Annotated in this window: 14 protein-coding genes; 11 read left to right on the top strand and 3 right to left on the bottom strand. The window is 58.5% G+C overall.

Annotated elements, in window-relative coordinates; all coding sequences use genetic code 11:
* Positions 1-61 precede the first annotated feature (61 nt).
* The 9 genes from bcsE to bcsC are packed head-to-tail and all read left to right on the top strand — an operon-like array spanning position 62 to position 13,920.
* Entirely contained in the window at positions 62-1,606 is a 1,545-nt protein-coding gene (bcsE, locus tag AOC04_RS09060; RefSeq protein ID WP_060692587.1) for a cellulose biosynthesis protein BcsE, read from the top strand.
* Positions 1,603-1,803 (top strand): cellulose biosynthesis protein BcsF, encoded by a 201-nt coding sequence (gene bcsF / locus AOC04_RS09065; protein WP_060692589.1) that lies wholly within the window; start codon positions 1,603-1,605, stop codon positions 1,801-1,803. Before bcsE ends, bcsF begins: the two co-directional genes overlap by 4 nt.
* The gene (gene bcsG, locus AOC04_RS09070) at positions 1,790-3,436 is read left to right on the top strand and encodes a cellulose biosynthesis protein BcsG (RefSeq protein ID WP_060692591.1); all 1,647 of its coding nucleotides are present in this window, start codon (positions 1,790-1,792) and stop codon (positions 3,434-3,436) included. The genes bcsF and bcsG overlap by 14 nt, the downstream gene beginning before the upstream one ends.
* A complete protein-coding gene (bcsR, locus tag AOC04_RS09075) occupies positions 3,406-3,645 on the top strand; it encodes a cellulose biosynthesis protein BcsR (protein WP_060692593.1) in 240 nt (79 codons plus the stop codon). The genes bcsG and bcsR overlap by 31 nt, the downstream gene beginning before the upstream one ends.
* On the top strand, positions 3,642-4,364 hold the full coding sequence (gene bcsQ / locus AOC04_RS09080; RefSeq protein ID WP_060692595.1) for a cellulose biosynthesis protein BcsQ: 723 nt from the start codon (positions 3,642-3,644) through the stop codon (positions 4,362-4,364). The genes bcsR and bcsQ overlap by 4 nt, the downstream gene beginning before the upstream one ends.
* Positions 4,361-6,967, top strand: coding sequence for a UDP-forming cellulose synthase catalytic subunit (gene bcsA / locus AOC04_RS09085; protein ID WP_060692597.1), 2,607 nt, complete (start codon positions 4,361-4,363; stop codon positions 6,965-6,967). The genes bcsQ and bcsA overlap by 4 nt, the downstream gene beginning before the upstream one ends.
* Entirely contained in the window at positions 6,964-9,285 is a 2,322-nt protein-coding gene (bcsB, locus tag AOC04_RS09090; protein ID WP_060692599.1) for a cellulose biosynthesis cyclic di-GMP-binding regulatory protein BcsB, read from the top strand. The genes bcsA and bcsB overlap by 4 nt, the downstream gene beginning before the upstream one ends.
* Before the next feature lie 4 nt (positions 9,286-9,289).
* Complete coding sequence (gene bcsZ / locus AOC04_RS09095; protein WP_060692601.1) at positions 9,290-10,402, top strand: cellulose synthase complex periplasmic endoglucanase BcsZ; 1,113 nt, start codon at positions 9,290-9,292, stop codon at positions 10,400-10,402.
* Entirely contained in the window at positions 10,390-13,920 is a 3,531-nt protein-coding gene (gene bcsC, locus AOC04_RS09100) for a cellulose synthase complex outer membrane protein BcsC (RefSeq protein ID WP_060692603.1), read from the top strand. Before bcsZ ends, bcsC begins: the two co-directional genes overlap by 13 nt.
* 133 nt (positions 13,921-14,053) lie before the next feature.
* On the opposite strand, the gene gorA is transcribed toward bcsC, so the two are convergent.
* The gene (gene gorA, locus AOC04_RS09105) at positions 14,054-15,412 is read right to left on the bottom strand and encodes a glutathione-disulfide reductase (RefSeq protein ID WP_060692606.1); all 1,359 of its coding nucleotides are present in this window, start codon (positions 15,410-15,412) and stop codon (positions 14,054-14,056) included.
* 131 nt (positions 15,413-15,543) lie between these two features.
* On the bottom strand, positions 15,544-16,383 hold the full coding sequence (gene galU / locus AOC04_RS09110) for a UTP--glucose-1-phosphate uridylyltransferase GalU (protein WP_060692608.1): 840 nt from the start codon (positions 16,381-16,383) through the stop codon (positions 15,544-15,546).
* Positions 16,384-16,667: 284 nt separating this feature from the next.
* Between galU and AOC04_RS09115 the strand changes: the two genes are divergently transcribed.
* Positions 16,668-16,856, top strand: coding sequence for a hypothetical protein (locus AOC04_RS09115; RefSeq protein WP_060692610.1), 189 nt, complete (start codon positions 16,668-16,670; stop codon positions 16,854-16,856).
* 26 nt (positions 16,857-16,882) lie between these two features.
* Positions 16,883-17,164 (top strand): hypothetical protein, encoded by a 282-nt coding sequence (locus AOC04_RS09120; protein WP_060692612.1) that lies wholly within the window; start codon positions 16,883-16,885, stop codon positions 17,162-17,164.
* A gap of 202 nt (positions 17,165-17,366) precedes the next feature.
* Here AOC04_RS09120 and AOC04_RS09125 read toward each other — a convergent pair whose 3' ends face one another.
* Positions 17,367-17,717 carry a hypothetical protein gene (locus AOC04_RS09125; protein ID WP_060692614.1) on the bottom strand — a complete coding sequence of 117 codons (351 nt, stop codon included), beginning with the start codon at positions 17,715-17,717 and terminating at the stop codon, positions 17,367-17,369.
* Between the last annotated feature and the right edge of the window lie 77 nt (positions 17,718-17,794).

Here is a 17,794-nt window from a genome sequence, read left to right on the forward strand (position 1 = left end):
GGACAATACCTCCATAACATGGAACCTATTGAAGCCCGATATCCTTGGGGGGACGTTACGCTTGGTTCAAATCAGTTTGGCTATCCGTGGATTGCTTGATCAACAAATTGTAGTGCGTGCAGGTGGCGTGTATTGGGTGACCGTGGATCAACCGGCTGATGCAAGGCTGTTGGCCCGGCAATTTCTTGAAGCGATACCCGAACTCGTACCTGCGACCCTTATTTGTTGTGCAGGCGATGTGCAAAGCATCACCAATGAGATGGCTGCCGATCTGGGCCCGGACAAACTGCGGCTGTTTGAAATCCCCCAGTCCAAAGCCGAGCAAGGGCTCGCCACGTTGACCCGGGACATGGGCCGCGTAGGCATCCCCGCCAACAGCCAGGTCACATTATTGCTGCCTGCAAGTTGCTGGGCAGAAACCACCACTGCAAAACATTTGAAGCACTGGTGTCAGCGCCTGCACCAGTGGTTGCAGGCACGAAATGCAACCTTGTTGGTGATCACCCACGGCGAAGCCGCGCTTCTGCACGCTGAGCTGGTAGAACTCAACGAGACTTTGTCCGGTCTGGGGCGCCTGTACCGCTATAACGGTGTGATCCGTTACCAGCTGCACTTTTGGCACAATGACATGGGGGTCACGTCAGGCCAGGAGTTCAAACTCGCGATACAGGGCAATGCCCTGACCCTGATCCCGGACACCGCTGTCGATCTTCAGCCACGGGTCGCTGACGATCAGCACCTATACCTCGCCGAACGCGCCGTACTCGAAGGCACTCCATCACTGTCCAAACACTGGTATCTGTTTGAAACCCGTGAGGCATTGCTCAACGAAGCCCGTACTGCCAGGCAGGCCACGGTTATCGTCGGGATCGACAACAGCCATCAATTGCTCGATCTGGCCCAACAGCTGCACGATTTGCGCGAACAATGCGGCCCGGACCTGAAGATCGTTGTCCGCGAAATGGAACCTGCCGTTCGTTACCGCGACGAACGCTTGCTGCTGGCCTGCGGGGCCAACCTGATTGTTCCGGACGGCACGCTGCTCTCGCGTTTCTTGAGCATGATCGAAAGCGTTCAGGGCCAGCGCTGGCAGTACAGCCAGAACAGTGACTTTGCAACCTTGCTTGAGCGCCAGCGTCCGCCAGACATTCGCGGCCTGGTGAGCCCACGAAAATTCTTTGAGGCCATCGAGCAGATCTATAACGACAACTCAGGTGAAGTGACCCATCAACTGGTCAGGTTCCAGCCGGTTCCCGGGCTGGATGAAGAACTGTTCCTGAACCAGATGTGCCTGCGCCGCTTCGGGGATTTTGCATGTTTGCTGGGTGGCGACCTGTACTTGTTTCTGTTTGCCTGCCGCGCCGACGGACTGGACCCGGCGCTGGGGAATATTTGCCGGCTGCCATGGCGCGATCTGTTTCTCCAGCGTCAGGTGCTGGCCGGGATTGACGATTTGCCTCGGGAAGCGTTCCTGCAGGCCGAATCAATACCTGCACATCTGAACATTCCGTTTGAAAACACTGTAATGGCGACACCTGCGGCCGGTAGCCGTATGCCGTTAACTGCGCAACGCACCATTTTGCCTATTCGTGAGTTACAACCATGACGTTCCTTGAGCTGCTTGATGTCATTGTCCTGACCTGCGTGGTGACCGTGCTGCTGACACTGTTCGCGCAGCGCATCCGTGCCTTCTTGAAAAGTCATTTTGAACAGTACCTGTCACCCCGTTATCTGAAATCGCGCGGCGTTCGACGTCGTGCGCCCGCCAGTCCTTCTTTGAGAGCGCCCGATGAGTCTGTATAAGCCTGCCACCCCGGCGCAAAAAATTGCCGGCACCTGGCGGGGGCTGGGGGCCTGGAACGTTTATTTCCTGGGCAAATTCCTGCTGACCTGGACCGGTCACCTGAACTTCCAGGTATTGCCTAACCTGATCTTCGCCTTGGTGTTGCTGATCCCTATCGGCCATCCAATGCTGCGCCGCGCTCGAACCCTGATTGCAATTCCCGTGGCTGTTGCGCTGCTGTATCAGGACACCTGGTTCCCTCCGTTCACCCGCCTGCTGGCGCAACCCGGGGTGCTGGACTTTTCTTTCGATTACATCGTTGAATTGCTGGGTCGTTTTATCGACTGGCAAGTCTGCGCCCTGCTGCTGTTGCTGGTTGTCGGTTATCTATTTCTCAACCAGTGGCTACGCCTGACTACCCTGACCCTCATTGGTTTTGCCTGGGTAGGCATGGGCACCCTGCAATCGCTGCTGCCACCTGCCGCAGATCAGCCAATGGCCAACACTCAACCCGGCCAGAGCACCGCCCCGAGCAGCGGCGGTGAACCCGACGATGCGACGCTTAATGGCTATCTGGACAAGTTCTATCTTGCAGAATCAACCCGCAAGGTCGAGTTCAAGGAACCTGCAGTCAAACCGCCGCCGTTTGACCTGCTGGTAATCAATATTTGCTCCATGGCCTGGGACGATCTGGATGCCGTGGGCTTGCGTGACAACTCGTTGTTCAGCCAGATGGATGTGATTTTCGACAACTTCAACTCAGCCACCGCTTACAGTGGCCCGGCAGCAATCCGCTTGTTACGCGCCAGTTGCGGCCAGACATCCCACGCTCAGCTGTACAAGCCGCCCGCCGATCAGTGCCTGTTGTTTGATGACTTGCGCAAACTGGGTTTCTCGGACGAATTGATGCTCAACCATACCGGCGAATTCGACGGTTTTCTTCAGGAAGTCCGCGAGCAAGGTGAGTTGCCAGCGCCTGCGCTCGGGGTTATTCCGGCGGGTTTACCACGTACCTATGTCGGCTTTGATGGTTCGCCGATCTGGCGCGACCGTGATGTGTTGAGCAAGTGGTGGCAACACCGCCTGAGCGAGAACCAGCCCAATATGGCGCTGTTCTATAACACCACCACCCTGCACGACGGTAACCGTCAGGTGCAGTCCGACGGCGGCACCCAACCTGCCGACTACAGCAGCCGGGCCCAGGTCTTGCTGGACGACTTGAACTCGTTCCTCAAAGAACTGCAGAAAAGTGGACGGCGGGTGGTTGTAGCCATCGTGCCCGAACACGGTGCCGCGCTGCATGGCGACCGGATGCAGATCTCCGGCATGCGTGAAATCCCGAGTGACTCCATCACCCACGTTCCGGTCGGCATCAAGCTGATCAACATGGGCGACAACGGGCAAACCGTGCCGGTCCATGTCACGGAGCCAAGCAGCTATCTGGCGGTTGCCGAAATCATTGCCCGCCTGTACGCAGACCCTGAATTGAGCACTGGCCAGACAGTGGACTGGTCAAAATTGCTGACCGACCTGCCTCAGACCGCGAAAGTATCGGAAAACTCAGGAACTGTCGTACTCGACTACAACGGCAAGCCTTATGTGCGAATCAAGGAGAACGGTGGATGGCTACCCTACCCACAGAAGCTCAAATAAGCGCCGATATCCTTTCGCGCAAAGAGCGGGCTGATGACATCACCCGCCTTAAATCAATGATCGACTTGCCGTCGCTCAATTATGTCGACGTCTCGGCACAAATGGAGCTGCTGCAAGCCTTTGAACGGTGGCCGCTGCTGGCACATGTGGAAGAGCAGCAAAGAGCGCAACCTCTGGACCTGAGCAAGTCCACGGAGCAACGTCCATGATCTGTGTGAGCCTGCGTGGCGTACGCGGCGGAGTCGGTACCAGTTCGATCCTGGCGGCCCTGGGTTACGCACTGCATCAGTTGGGGCAGAAAGTCCTGGTGGTCGACATGTGCCCGGAAAACACCCTCGGGTTGCACTTCAACCTGAACCTGGGCCATCGCGAGGGCTGGGCTCGTGCAACCCTGGACCAGCAACCCTGGCACGAGCAGGCATGGTCCATCGAACCCGGCTTATGTGTACTGCCCTATGGTCAACTGGACGCTGGCGAAAGCGCACAACTCGATGCCTTGCTGCTGCAAAGCCCCGAGCTCTGGAGGCAGCGTCAGGCGTCTTTGGCCGAAGCATTCGACTGGATACTGTTCGATCTGCCCCAACGCTTGCCGGGGCATAGCGCCAACCCGCACTGCGAGGTGGTGATCACAGTGCTCAATGCCGATGCCGGTTGCCATGTGCTGTTGCAGCTGCAGCTAGAACACAGCCCTATCTTTCTGGTCAACCGATACGACGCAGCCAGTCAGTTACAACGAGACATGGTGCTGATCTGGCAACATCGTTATGCGCGCTTCCTGCTGCCCATCAGCCTGCATTCCGATGAGGCCGTAGGCGAGGCTCTGGCCCGGCGCGAACCGGCAGGCCGTTATGCGCCAGGCAGCCTGATATCCCAGGACATTCTCAGCCTGGCCAGTTGGTGCCTGTTGCGCGGCCGGAGGCTTGAATGATCGAGCGCTGGTTTCCTTACGCCCAGTTGCGGCGCGAACAGAACTGCACCCGTATCACGGCCTTTGTCATGGCCCTGATTCAAGCACTCGGCTGGATTTTCCTGCGTCTCGAATCGCCCGGCTGGAAAGCGTTGCGTGAGCAGCGTCGGCGCTTGTACCCGCACCTGGCCGACAAGCCTGCGACCATTGGCGACCCGCTGCGTTATGCGATCCAGAGTCTGTGGTTGCTGCTGGTTCGTCCCGGCGAGCATAACCGCAGCCTGCGCCAGAACAGTCTGAGCAAGGGTATAGGCTCTTTACTGCAATCTGTGCTGCGCATTGTGCAGCAGCCATGGAACCTGCTGTCCAATGCGTTTGAGCGGTTACCCACGACGATCAGCCCGCAAGTGAATAAAAGCTCACGCTGGTGGAACACCATGGGCTGGCCCCTGCGCAAGGCCCTTTACATAGCCATTGGCGTGCTGGCGACTGTGCTGATTGTGATCTGCGTGACCGAACCCTTCGGTTATCTGGCACAACTGGTGTTCGTTGTATTGCTGTGGGGCATTGCGATGCTCGTGCGGCGTATCCCGGGGCGCTTCCCTACCCTGTTGATGATTGCCCTGTCAGTCATCATTTCGTGCCGTTACCTGTGGTGGCGCTACACCTCGACCCTGAACTGGAACGATTCGCTGGACCTGGTGTGCGGTCTTATTCTGCTGCTGGCAGAAACTTATTCCTGGCTGGTGCTGATCCTGGGTTACGTCCAGACCTCTTGGCCGCTCAATCGTAAACCGGCGCAATTGCCGCGCGATACCAGCCAATGGCCCACGGTCGACCTGTTGATCCCCACTTACAACGAAGAGCTCTCGGTTACCCGCGGCACCGTGTATGCGGCACTGGGCATCGACTGGCCCAAGGACAAACTGCGTATTCATTTGCTCGATGACGGCAACCGCCCGAGTTTCAAATCGTTCGCCGAAGAAGTGGGCATCAACTACATCGCCCGAACCGACAACCGCCACGCCAAGGCCGGCAACCTGAACCATGCCCTGACTCAGATTGACGGTGAACTGGTGGCGATTTTTGACTGCGACCACATGCCCGCCCGCTCCTTCCTGCAATTGACCGTGGGCTGGTTCCTGCATGACCCCAAGCTGGCGCTGGTGCAGACACCGCACCACTTTCTGTCGCCGGACCCGTTCGAGCGTAACCTCGGCACGTTCCGCAACCGCCCCAACGAAGGCGAGCTGTTTTACGGCTTGATCCAGGACGGTAACGATATGTGGAACGCCGCGTTTTTCTGCGGCTCTTGCGCCATTGTCCGGCGTAGCGCGATCGACTCGATCGGTGGGTTCGCGGTCGAAACCGTGACCGAAGATGCCCACACCGCTCTGCGCCTGCATCGCAACGGCTGGAACTCGGCCTATTTGAGTATCCCGCAAGCGGCGGGCCTGGCCACGGAAAGCCTGTCGGCGCACATCGGCCAGCGGATCCGCTGGGCACGTGGCATGGTGCAGATTTTCCGCACGGACAACCCGCTGTTCGGTAAAGGCCTGACGATCTTCCAGCGTATTTGCTACACCAACGCCATGATGCACTTTCTGGTTGGGCTACCGCGAATCGTGTTCCTCACGGCGCCGCTGGCCTTTCTATTGCTTCACGCCTACATCATTTACGCCCCGGCGCTGATGATTCTGCTCTACGTATTGCCGCACATGATTCATGCCAGCCTGACCAACTCGCGGATGCAAGGCGCCTATCGCCAGACATTCTGGGGCGAGGTGTACGAGACCGTGCTGGCCTGGTACATCGCGCGGCCTACCACCGTCGCCCTGTTCAGCCCGTCCCGCGGCAAGTTCAACGTCACCGCCAAGGGCGGCATGATGGAGGAGAACCAGTTCGACTGGCAGACCGCCAAACCGTATCTGGTGCTGTCGCTGCTTAACGTGGTCGGCCTGGGCTTTGCCGTATGGCGCCTGTTTTACGGACCCAAGGATGAAATCTTCACTATTTTCGTCAGTGTGCTGTGGGTGATTTACAACCTGCTGATCATCGGTGCTGCCGTGGCGGTGGCCGCAGAAGTGCGCCAGGTGCGCCACACTCACCGCGTACAGACCCGCTTGCCGGGGGCGATCAAACTGAGCGACGGGCACAGCTACCCCTGCGAACTGGTGGACTACTCCGACGGCGGGGTCGGGCTGCAACTCAGTCAACCCTTGCAATTGCCGGTCGGCACCCAGGTGTCGCTGATTCTGCAGCGCGGCAAACGCGAGTTTGTATTCCCCGGCAGCCTGACGCGCTCCAACGACATGTTTATGGGCTTGAGTTTCGCCCGGTTGGCGCCTGAACAAAAAATCGAGTTCGTGCAGTGCACCTTCGGCCGGGCCGATGCCTGGCTCGATCACAACAGCGGATTCGAAGCCGACAAGCCGATCCAGAGCCTCAGAGAGATTCTCGCTCTGGGCGCCAAAGGCTATTACCGCCTTTACCAATACCTGCCTGCCTGGGTGCGCACCATTGCGCGTCCGTTCATGCGAGTTCTTCAGTGGCTGGGCAGCTTTTTGCCGCGCATGCCCAAAGCGTCCACCCCTCTTATCTCCCGGCCGGTGAGCAGATCATGAGTCGATTTTCCAAAAAAGCTTTTTTCACAAGCCTTGCGCTAATGACCTTTGCCTCACAGCTGATGTCTGCACCGCTGCCATTACCGGGCAGCTCGCCTGCGCCAATGCCCAAGCCGCCCGTGGTGGACCCCAGCCAGCCTCTGCCAAGCTGGCCGGTGACCCGCACGTTTGAGCAACTGGGACGTGCCACAGACACTCTGCTGCTGGGCATCAACAGCTCGGAGCAAGTCGAGTTCACCCTGCGCCGCGACCGGATAGCCAGCGATGCAAGCCTGCAACTGGAATACACGCCTTCGCCATCGCTGATCCCGACCATTTCGCATATTCGGGTGTACCTCAATGACGTGCTGATGGGGGTATTGCCCATCGATAAAGATCAGCTGGGGCGCAAAACCACTCAGAAGATGGCCCTTGATCCGCGACTGATTTCGGACTTCAACCGGGTCCGCCTGGAGTTTGTCGGCCACTACACCGATATCTGCGAAGACCCTGCCAACAATACCCTGTGGGTCAATATCAGCCGCTCCAGCAGCATCACTCTGCAAGAGCAGGCGCTGAGCCTGACCAACGACCTGGCGTTTTTCCCGCTGCCGTTCTTTGATCCGCGCAACAGCGGCAAACTCGAACTGCCGTTTGTGTTCGCTGCCAACCCGACCCTGGGCGAACAAAAAGCCGCCGCTATCCTGGCGTCGTATTTCGGTAGCCAGTCCAACTGGCGCGGGGCGAGTTTCCCGGTGCTCTACGATGCCCTGCCAAGCGTGCAGAACAAGGAAGCCACACAGCCCTCGGTAGTGTTCGCCACTAACGATCACCGCCCTGCGTTCATGAGCGACCTGGAAAAATTCCCGGCCGTGACGGCCCCTGTGGTCGAATTGATCGACCACCCGGATGCGCCTTACAGCAAAATCCTGCTGGTCATGGGTCGAAACGAAGAAGACCTGGCCGTCGCTGCCAAGGCGCTCGCCCTGGGCGGCAACCTGCTGCGTGGATCGCGCGTGACCATCGACAAGGTCGAAGAACTGCAGCCACGCAAACCCTACGATGCCCCGGCCTGGATGCGTACGGACCGCCCGGTGCGCTTTGCCGAGCTGATTACCTACCCTCAGCAGCTACAAGTCAGCGGGCTGCAACCGCGCCCGATCACCCTGGATGTGAACCTGCCGCCCGATCTTTTTGTGTGGCGCAACCAGGGCATTCCGCTGCGCACCCAATACCGTTACACCGCACCTTCGGCCAATGATGATTCGCGCCTGAACATCAGCCTCAACGAACAGTTCATCACCAGTTTGCCGTTGCTGCGCAAAGACACCAGCAGCCTTGAAGAACTGCGCCTGGCGGTGCTGTCCAACGACACGGCCAATGCCAACGACAAGTTGGTCGTACCGTCGCTTAAAATCGGTGACCGCAACCGCCTGCGCTTCGACTTCAACTTCGCCAGTACCGTGGGCAGCGCCCAGCGTGATCGTTGCCAGACCATCCTGCCGGCCAATACCCAGGCCATCATCGATGAAGACTCAACCATCGACCTGTCCGGCTATCACCACTACATCAGCATGCCTGACCTCAAGGCCTTCGCCCGCAGCGGCTTCCCGTTCAGCCGCATGGCCGACATGTCGGAGTCGATCGTGGTGGTTCCGGCCACAACCTCGCCGACCCAAATCAGCACACTGCTGGAAGCCGTAGCGGGGATTTCTGCACGCTCGGGCTATCCGGCCTTTGGTTTACGCCTGACGAATGACTGGCAGGCGGCCTCCAAAGAAGACGCTGACTTGCTGTTACTGGGGCAAATGGCTCCGGACATGCGCGATAACCCCGACCTGAGTCTTCTGCTGCAACGCCAGCGCGACATGCTGGTACAGCCTTACGGCAACACGGCACTTGATGCCAATAATCGCCGCGGCCCTTCGACTGATGAGCGCAGCACGCCGGCAAACCGCACCGAGGTCACGGCACAGGCGCCGATTGCCGCCATTTTGGGCATGCAGTCACCTCACCATAACCAGCGCAGCATCGTCGCGTTGCTGGGTAATGACGACGCCGACTACAACCTGCTGCGTGAAGCCATTAGCGACAGCGGCAAAATGGATGCCGTGTCAGGCTCTGTTGCCCTGATTCGCAGCAGTGGGGTGTATAGCCAGCTGGTGGGTGACCAGTACTACGTGGGCAACCTGCCGTGGTTCCTGCTGCTGTGGTATCAACTGTCGGAGCATCCGGTGTTGCTGGCGGTCCTGGCGGTCATCAGCGTACTGCTCACCGCTTTCTTGCTGTGGCGTGCCCTGAGCTGGGCGGCCAACCGTCGTCTGCACAAGGATGACTAAAGCCATGCGACGTGTTGCAGCACTTGCACTGTCCGTAACCCTGGGGTCTTTGCCCCAGGTGGCGAGCGCTGCAGCCTGTGACTGGCCCGCCTGGGACAGTTACAAGAAGGCCATGATGAGTCCCGACGGGCGCATTATCGATCGCTCGTCGGCGCAGATGATTACCACCTCTGAAGGGCAAAGCTACGGGCTGTTTTTTGCCCTGGTCGGTAATGACCCGAACAGCTTTGCGAAAATACTGGCCTGGACGCGCAACAATCTGGCCGGGGGTGATCTTGATATGCACCTGCCCGCCTGGCAGTGGGGGCGTTCCAAGGCCGGTAACTGGCAAATACTCGATAGCAACAACGCGAGTGATGCTGACCTGTGGATCGCCTACAGCCTGCTGGAAGCCGGCAGGCTGTGGCAGTGGCCGGCTTATGTCGCGCAAGGGCAAAACATGCTCTGGCGCAGCGCCGCACAAAGCCTGCGCAAGTTGCCCGGGCTGGGCTTGATGCTGTTGCCCGGAGATGCCGGGTTTGACAGCGCTCAGGGCTGGCGCCTGAACCCCAGTTATATGCCGCCGCAACTGCTGGCCCGCTTTGCACAAATCTCACCGGTGTGGGCCGAGCTTGCGAGCAATCAGCAACGCCTGCTGCTCGAAGGTTCGCCCAAAGGTTTTGCCCCGGACTGGCTACTGTGGAAAACCGATGGCGGCTGGGCTACGGACACCAAGGAGGGCAGCGCGGGTGACTACGATGCGATCCGCGTCTACCTGTGGGTCGGCATGCTGGCTCAGGACGCGGCCAATCGCCAAGCCCTGCAACAACACTTTGCACCCATGGTCAAACTGACCCGAACCCTGGGTTACCCGCCAGAGAGTGTAGATGCCCTAACCGGCACCTACACCGGCACCGGCCCTGTGGGCTTCTCTGGCGCCCTGCTGCCGCTGCTCGCCAGCGCCGACTCCCCGGCGCTGGCGGTCCAGCAGGCACGCGTGCAACAGGAGCCGCCCGCAGCGGATGCTTATTACAACCAGTCGTTGCTGCTGTTCGGCCAGGGCTGGGATCAACAACGCTATCGCTTTGACAAGGATGGTCGGCTCAGTCCAGCGTGGGCGAATACATGCAAAAATTAACGACATTGGCATTTTTGCTCGGCGGCTTGTCCACTGTGGCCCTGGCCCAACCGGTCAACGTGCAGGACCAGCAGCAGTGGTTGCTGGAGCAAGTACGTATCGGTGAAGCCTTGTACCGCGAAGATCTGGTACGCGACTCACTGGCGCGCCTGAGCCTGATCGCTCCGAACAATCCGCAGGCGCTCGTCGCCTCGATCCGCCAGGCGTTGCTGGACAAAAATCCGGGGCTGGCAAACCAGCGCCTCGCGCAATTACAAGCCGTCGCTCCCGATTCTGCAGCACTGCGCCAGGCCCAGAGCCTGATGAAACTGCAAGACCCGCAAAGCCAGAAGGCCCTGCAGCAGGCCCGCCTGTTTGCCGCCGCAGGCAGACCGGACGAAGCCGCCGCGATTTTCGAGCAACTGTTCGGCAATGACCCTCCGGATTTCAACACATCCCTTGAATACCTGCGCATTCGCAGCAACATCGTCGGCCAGCGGCCCAAGGTGATCGAGCAACTGCGGGCGCTGGACAGCCAGTACCCGGGTAACGTCGGCTTGCGCCAGACCCTGGCTGATTTGCTGTTCAGGGAGAAACGGGCCCCCGAAGCGCTCGTGGTGCTGCATCAGCTGTCAACCGACCCGCTGGCCAGCAACGCAGCGGCCGAACGCGAATACCAGTACCTCAACACCCTGCCTGTTGATCGCTCCACTGCCCAGGCCTGGCAGGCTTTTGTGGGCCGCTACCCGACCTCGCCACTGCTTGGCGAAGCCAACAAAAATCTGCAGACCCAACAGCACTTGCTCGGTGATCCGGCATGGCTGGCCGGCGCCCAGGGCAAGCAGATGATTGATCAGTCGCGCAACCCTGTGGCGGCTGAAGGTCTGTTACGCCGTGCACTCAAGCAATACCCCGATGACCCGACCCTTTACGGAGCACTGGGCATGGCCCTGTTTCGTCAAGGCCGCTACCAAGAGTCCAGCGCCAATTTCGCCACCGCCCGAACCAAGGATCAAGACACTTCCAATATCAGTAAATGGCAAGACCTGATGGATGCCAGCCGCTATCGGATGCTGCTCAGCCAGGGCGACAAGGCGCTGGAGCAAAACAATTTTGCCCTGGCACGCAATGCCTACCAGCAAGCACGCAAAGCCAAACCCGGGGACGCCGACCCGCTGATCGGGCTTGCAGGGGTTGCCCGCGGTGAGCACGACGATATCCAGGCTGAAGCCTTGCTGTTGCAGGCCCGCCGGCTGGAGCCGGGCAATGGTGGCGCCGTGCGCGGTCTGGTGCGCCTGTACACCGCGCAATCACCGGACAAGGCCAAAGCCTTCCTCAATAGCCTGCCCCCTGCCAGTCAAAAGGAATATGCCGGGTTGCGCCAAAGCATGGAGCTGGACGCGCTCAACCGTCAGGCCGATGCCGCCAGCGCGCACAAGGACTGGCCACAGGTGGTTGCACTGCTGAGCAAGATTCGCAGTTTGACCCCCGACGAGCCCTGGCTGACCTATCGCCTGGCCAATGCCCAGCGCGAAATCAATCAACCGGGCGCAGCCGACGACAGCTTCAAACAGCTCATGCAACGCCAAGGCAAAAATCCGGAGGCGCTGTACGCATATGCGCTTTACCTCTCGAGTACCGACCGGGATGCCAGTGCCCTTAGCACTCTGGAACAGTTGCCCAGGGCGCAATGGACTGATGCCATGCGCGAACTCGATGCACGCTTGCAGCGCAACGTGCTGGTCGCCCGGGCCGACAGCCTGCGTGCAGCCGGACAAGAGCCCCAGGCAGTTGCCTTGCTGATGCAAAACCCCGACAGCGATGACTTGATGACCGTTGCCAGATGGGACCAGGAGCGCGGTGACGTTGCCCGGGCGCAAACCCTGTACGCGCAGGTGCTGACAAAAGAGCCTGACAACACTAACGCCCGGTTGGGGCAAATCGAAACCTTGATTGCCAGCAAGCAACTGCCAGCGGCACGCCAGCTGTTGGCACAGTTCAAGCCGGCCCCGGGGGTGGTTCTGACTCCGGCGCAACAACGGCGGGTGGCCAATGCCTGGACCGATGTGGGGGAACCCGACAAGGCCAGAGCCATGTATGCCGAACTGCTCAAAACACCCCAGGCCGACCCGCTGATGTACCGCGATGCGGCACGCTTGATCTCCGCTACCGAACCTCAGCAAGCCCTGGACTACTACGCCAAAAGCATGGCCGGGGCCGGGCTGCTGGCACCAGAACAGGCCAGCCCGCGGGACGATCGCGCCATGACCATGGCCAGTCGTGAAAAAGATGATGACCAATGGCTGGCGCGCAGCCTGCGCAGTGATGTGGATGAACTGTACCAGCGGCAAAACCCGACGCTGCATCTGTACACCGATTATGGCTGGCGCTCGGATAACGCCTCGCAGGGCACCTCTGACACCGATACCCGGACCACCATCCTGCAACTGGATTTGCCGGTCGCCGATGGCACCGGCTTTATGCGGGCCGAGCAAATCAACATGGATGCAGGGGCTTTCAAAGCCGACCCGGACGGCCTCGTGCGTGAGAATTACGGCACCTGCGGGGTTGCCGTAAGACGCAAGGGTACGACCGGGCCGGACTTCTCGGGTTGTGAGGACCGCTCGCAATCGGCCAACGGCACGATGATGGCAACCGGCTGGAAGAACGAAACGTGGAACGTTGATATCGGCCGCACACCGGATACGTTCAAAGTGCCTAATTGGCTGGGCGGCGTGGCATACAACAGCAAGATCGGCTCAGTGGGCTGGACTCTGACCGGATCGCGTCGGCCTTTGAGCAACTCGATCCTGTCGTATTCCGGTGCGACCGACCCGAATACGGGCGTTACCTGGGGGGGTGTGACCTCCAACGGCGTAACCCTGAGCCTGAGCCACGACGAAGGTGGTGTGGACGGTGTGTGGGCGAGTCTTGGGCAGCACTGGCTGGTGGGCAAAAATGTCGAGGACAACCACAAGAACACCGCCATGGCGGGCTACTACTATCGCCTGGTCGAGCGCGCCGATGAACGCATGCGCACCGGTCTGACCGTGATGTACTGGAGCTACGACAAAGACCTGAGCGAATACACCCTGGGCCAGGGCGGGTATTACAGTCCCCAGCAATACTTCTCCATTGGCGTACCACTCAACTATGCCTTTCGTACGCCAAATTGGTCGGTATCCCTGGAAAGCTCGGTGGGTTGGTCGTACGCACAAACCAAGTCCAACGACCTCTACCCTCTGAGCGGGCTGAACGACAAGATTCTGCACGCGGTCGATCAGGCTGGCTACGAGCTGTCGGAAGGGTTGGGGCAGACGTCGGGGGGCAATAGCAATGGCATCGGCATTCGCCTGCAAGGGCTGGTAGAACGCAGGCTGACGGACAATCTGGTGCTGGGCGGTGGCTTGCTCTATCAACACAGTGAAGGCTACGCGCCAAGCCGGGCCATGCTCTACCTGCGGTATACGTTTGATACCTGGCAAGGCAACCTGCCGATGCCGGTACAACCGTTGATTCCGTACGCGGACTTCAGGTAGCCGTAGCAGGCTTTGCCCTGATCCTGCGGGAGCCGGCTTGCCGGCGATGCTGTAGCCCCGGTCATTCTTGAGCACCGGGTCGATAGCATCGCGAGCAAGCTCGCTCCTACAGGTTGGGAGTTGAACCCGGCTGTTAACCCTTGACCGGTGTGCGCATGGTCACGAACTCTTCGGCAGCCGTCGGGTGCACGCCGATGGTTTCGTCGAAATGCTGCTTGGTCGCTCCCGCTTTCAAGGCAATCGCCAGCCCCTGCACAATTTCCCCGGCCTCAGGTCCGACCATGTGACAGCCCAGCACTTTGTCAGTGTCGGCATCTACCACCAGCTTCATCAATGTGCGCTCCTGACACTCGGTGAGGGTCAGCTTCATCGGCCGGAAGCTGCTCTCGAAGATTTGTACCTTATGCCCTTCTTCGATGGCTTGCTCTTCGCTCAGGCCCACTGTGCCGATATTCGGCAAGCTGAATACTGCCGTCGGGATCATCCTGTAGTCCACCGCACGGTACTGCTCAGGCTTGAACAGGCGGCGGGCAACAGCCATGCCTTCAGCCAGCGCAACCGGCGTCAGTTGTACCCGGCCAATCACGTCGCCAATCGCCAGAATCGAAGGTTCGGCGCTTTGATAAAGGTCGTCGACCTCAACGAAGCCGCGTTTGTCGAGTTTGACCGCGGTGTTCTCCAGCCCTAGGTTATCCAGCATCGGACGACGCCCGGTGGCGTAGAACACACAATCGGTGATCAGCTCGCGCCCATCCTTGAGGGTGGCTTTCAAGCTGCCATCGGCCTGCTTGTCGATACGCGCAATATCGGCGTTGAATTGCACGTCCATCCCGCGCTTGAGCAACTCTTCGTGCAGGTGCTTGCGCACCGCCCCGTCGAAGCCGCGCAAGAACATCTCACCGCGATACAACAATGAGGTCTGGGCGCCAAGCCCGTGGAAAATCCCGGCGAACTCCACCGCAATGTAACCACCCCCTACCACCAGCACGCGCTTTGGCAGCTCTTTGAGAAAGAACGCCTCGTTGGAGCTGATCGCGTGTTCGTGGCCCGGGATCTCAGGAATCTGCGGCCAGCCGCCAGTAGCGATCAATATGTGTTTGGCCGTGTAGCGCTGGCCATTGACCTCCACTTCGTTGGCACCGGTCAGTTTGGCGTGACCTTCCATCAAGGTGACGCCACTGTTGACCAGCAAGTTGCGGTAGATGCCATTGAGACGATGAATTTCACGGTCCTTGTTGGCGATCAGGGTTGGCCAGTCAAAGTTCGCTTCCCCCAGACTCCAGCCAAACCCTGAGGCCTGTTCGAAGTCGTCGGCAAAATGTGCACCGTAGACCAGCAATTTCTTGGGTACACAGCCGACGTTAACGCACGTCCCGCCCAAATAGCGGCTTTCGGCGACCGCAACTTTCGCGCCGAAACCTGCAGCAAAACGGGCCGCACGCACACCGCCGGATCCCGCACCAATTACAAACAAATCAAATTCGTAGGCCATTTCTATCTCCTGGGCAGGCCATCAGCATAATCAGTTAAACGCGATTGACCAGCACCGGTGTAGCCGAATGTGAAAAAACGAAAAAGCCACCCGCAGGTGGCTTTATCTTGAAACTTTACAGACTGGGGCTATTAGTAAGCCTTGCCAGTTTTGTAGAAGTTCTCGAAGCAGAAGTTGGTGGCTTCGATGTAGCCTTCAGCACCACCGCAGTCAAAGCGCTGACCTTTGAACTTGTAGGCGATTACGCAACCGTTTTGTGCCTGTTTCATCAAGGCGTCGGTGATCTGGATTTCGCCGCCTTTGCCCGGCTCGGTCTGTTTGATCAGGTCAAAGATATCCGGCGTCAGGATGTAACGGCCGATAATGGCCAGGTTCGAAGGTGCATCTTCCGGTGCCGGTTTTTCAACCATGTTGCGCACGCGATACAGATCATCGCCGATCATTTCGCCAGCGATCACGCCGTACTTGTTGGTTTCCTGCGGATCAACTTCCTGAATCGCAATGATGGTGCAGCGGTACTGGTTGTACAGCTTGACCATTTGCGTCAGAACGCCGTCGCCTTCCAGGTTGACGCACAAGTCGTCCGCCAGAACTACGGCAAAGGGTTCGTCGCCGATCAACGGGCGGCCGGTCAGAATTGCATGACCCAGGCCTTTCATTTCGGTTTGACGGGTGTAAGAGAACGAACATTCGCTCAGCAGGCGACGGATACCAACCAAGTACTTCTCTTTATCGGTGCCCTTGATCTGGTTTTCCAGCTCGTAGCTGATATCGAAGTGGTCTTCCAGTGCGCGTTTGCCACGTCCTGTCACGATGGAAATTTCGGTCAAGCCAGCGTCCAGTGCTTCTTCAACCCCGTACTGGATCAGTGGCTTGTTCACCACCGGCAGCATTTCTTTAGGCATGGCTTTGGTCGCTGGCAAAAAGCGAGTGCCGTAACCGGCTGCTGGGAACAAGCATTTCTTGATCATATGAGTCCTTAAAATGGCTGTACGTTCGAATTTTGGCGCAGTCTAATCAGGCGGCATCGACGTTACAATGCCTCCCGAGAGCAAACTGATGCCAACATAGAGAAAATTTGCGCAAGTTAGTTCACTTATTGCTTATTTTTCATATCCGCAACTGCCCGGCGCAACCTGCGACTATGCCCCGAGATTTTGTGAGTTGTGTGGATAAAGCAGCTATAACCCGAACTATAAGCACTGAATTGGCGTTATTATTGCGCCCACTCCCCTGCCAACAAGGCCAACGCATCATGTCCGCCACAAACAGTATTAACGGTTATCTGATAAAAAATGTCAGCCCAAATGAATGGTGGATTAGCGACTCATCCGAAGAAAAAGTGGCCGGCCCGTTCGAGTCAGAACAAGCAGCCATAGAGGTTGCCTCAGTACTGCAGGACCAGCCGACACCTGCCGCCCGCCGGCGCAACAGTAAATCCTGATTCTTTATTTCTCGAAGACTACCCTGATGAATAAGCCCCTGACACTTCTTGCACTTTTGGCCCTTGGTGGCTGTGCCACTGCTTCCAGTACCTATTTGGTTAATGGCAAACAAGGTCTGAGCATAGACTGTTCTGGCGAGGCCATGTCGTGGGCCAAGTGCTATGAAAAGGCTGACGCTTCCTGCGCCGGGACGGGTTACAGCATTGTAGGAACCGATGGCTCGCCCGTTGTGCCGGAAAGCGATAAAACCCTGGGTGTTGATGTGGGCAATTTCAACAGCCGAAACATTGTGGTGATGTGCAAGTAATAGCCTCATGCAGGCAGACATCAGGGATGAGAGTGCATTGCCCGCCTGAAGAGCTGCCGCTGAAGCTCAAGCCCGGGTGGCAGTCCCGTTCAAGGGAACTCGAACGCCCGGGCATGTGAAGCACCAGGCATAAAAAAACCTGACACCGCTTGCTGCAGTCGTCAGGTTTTTAGAGGGTGCGACGGGATCGAATCTCGATCGATCAACCGGAAATACAATGCGTGGCGGCCTTGCGAATATCTCCTGGACGTACGGGTACGTTGGACATGCTTTCATAGACCTTGATGCTGCTGCCGCCAGAGCGCTCCTCAATATCAATCACCGCTGTCGGATTCGACGTCAGCTTTTGCGGAACGATGATGCGTAAACCCTCTTTGTGCGGCTCAATTTGTGGCGCCCTTCGAGTGCTGGACAGCTGTTGCACCAGGCACTGAGCGTACGCATCAGGCTTCTTGCCTGAAATCACACTCATTGTGGGCAGTGTCTGCTCTATATCCGTGACTGTTGCACAGCCACCCAAAACCAGCATTGCCAGCAAAACACCCCGCTTCATACAATTCCTCCGTTAAAGACCCTACGACAGCAGATCTATAAGTTTTCTCCCCGGTCACAGGGAATAAATATTCAATT

The sequence above is a fragment of the Pseudomonas versuta genome (assembly GCF_001294575.1).
GTDB classification, from domain to species: Bacteria; Pseudomonadota; Gammaproteobacteria; order Pseudomonadales; family Pseudomonadaceae; genus Aquipseudomonas; species Aquipseudomonas versuta.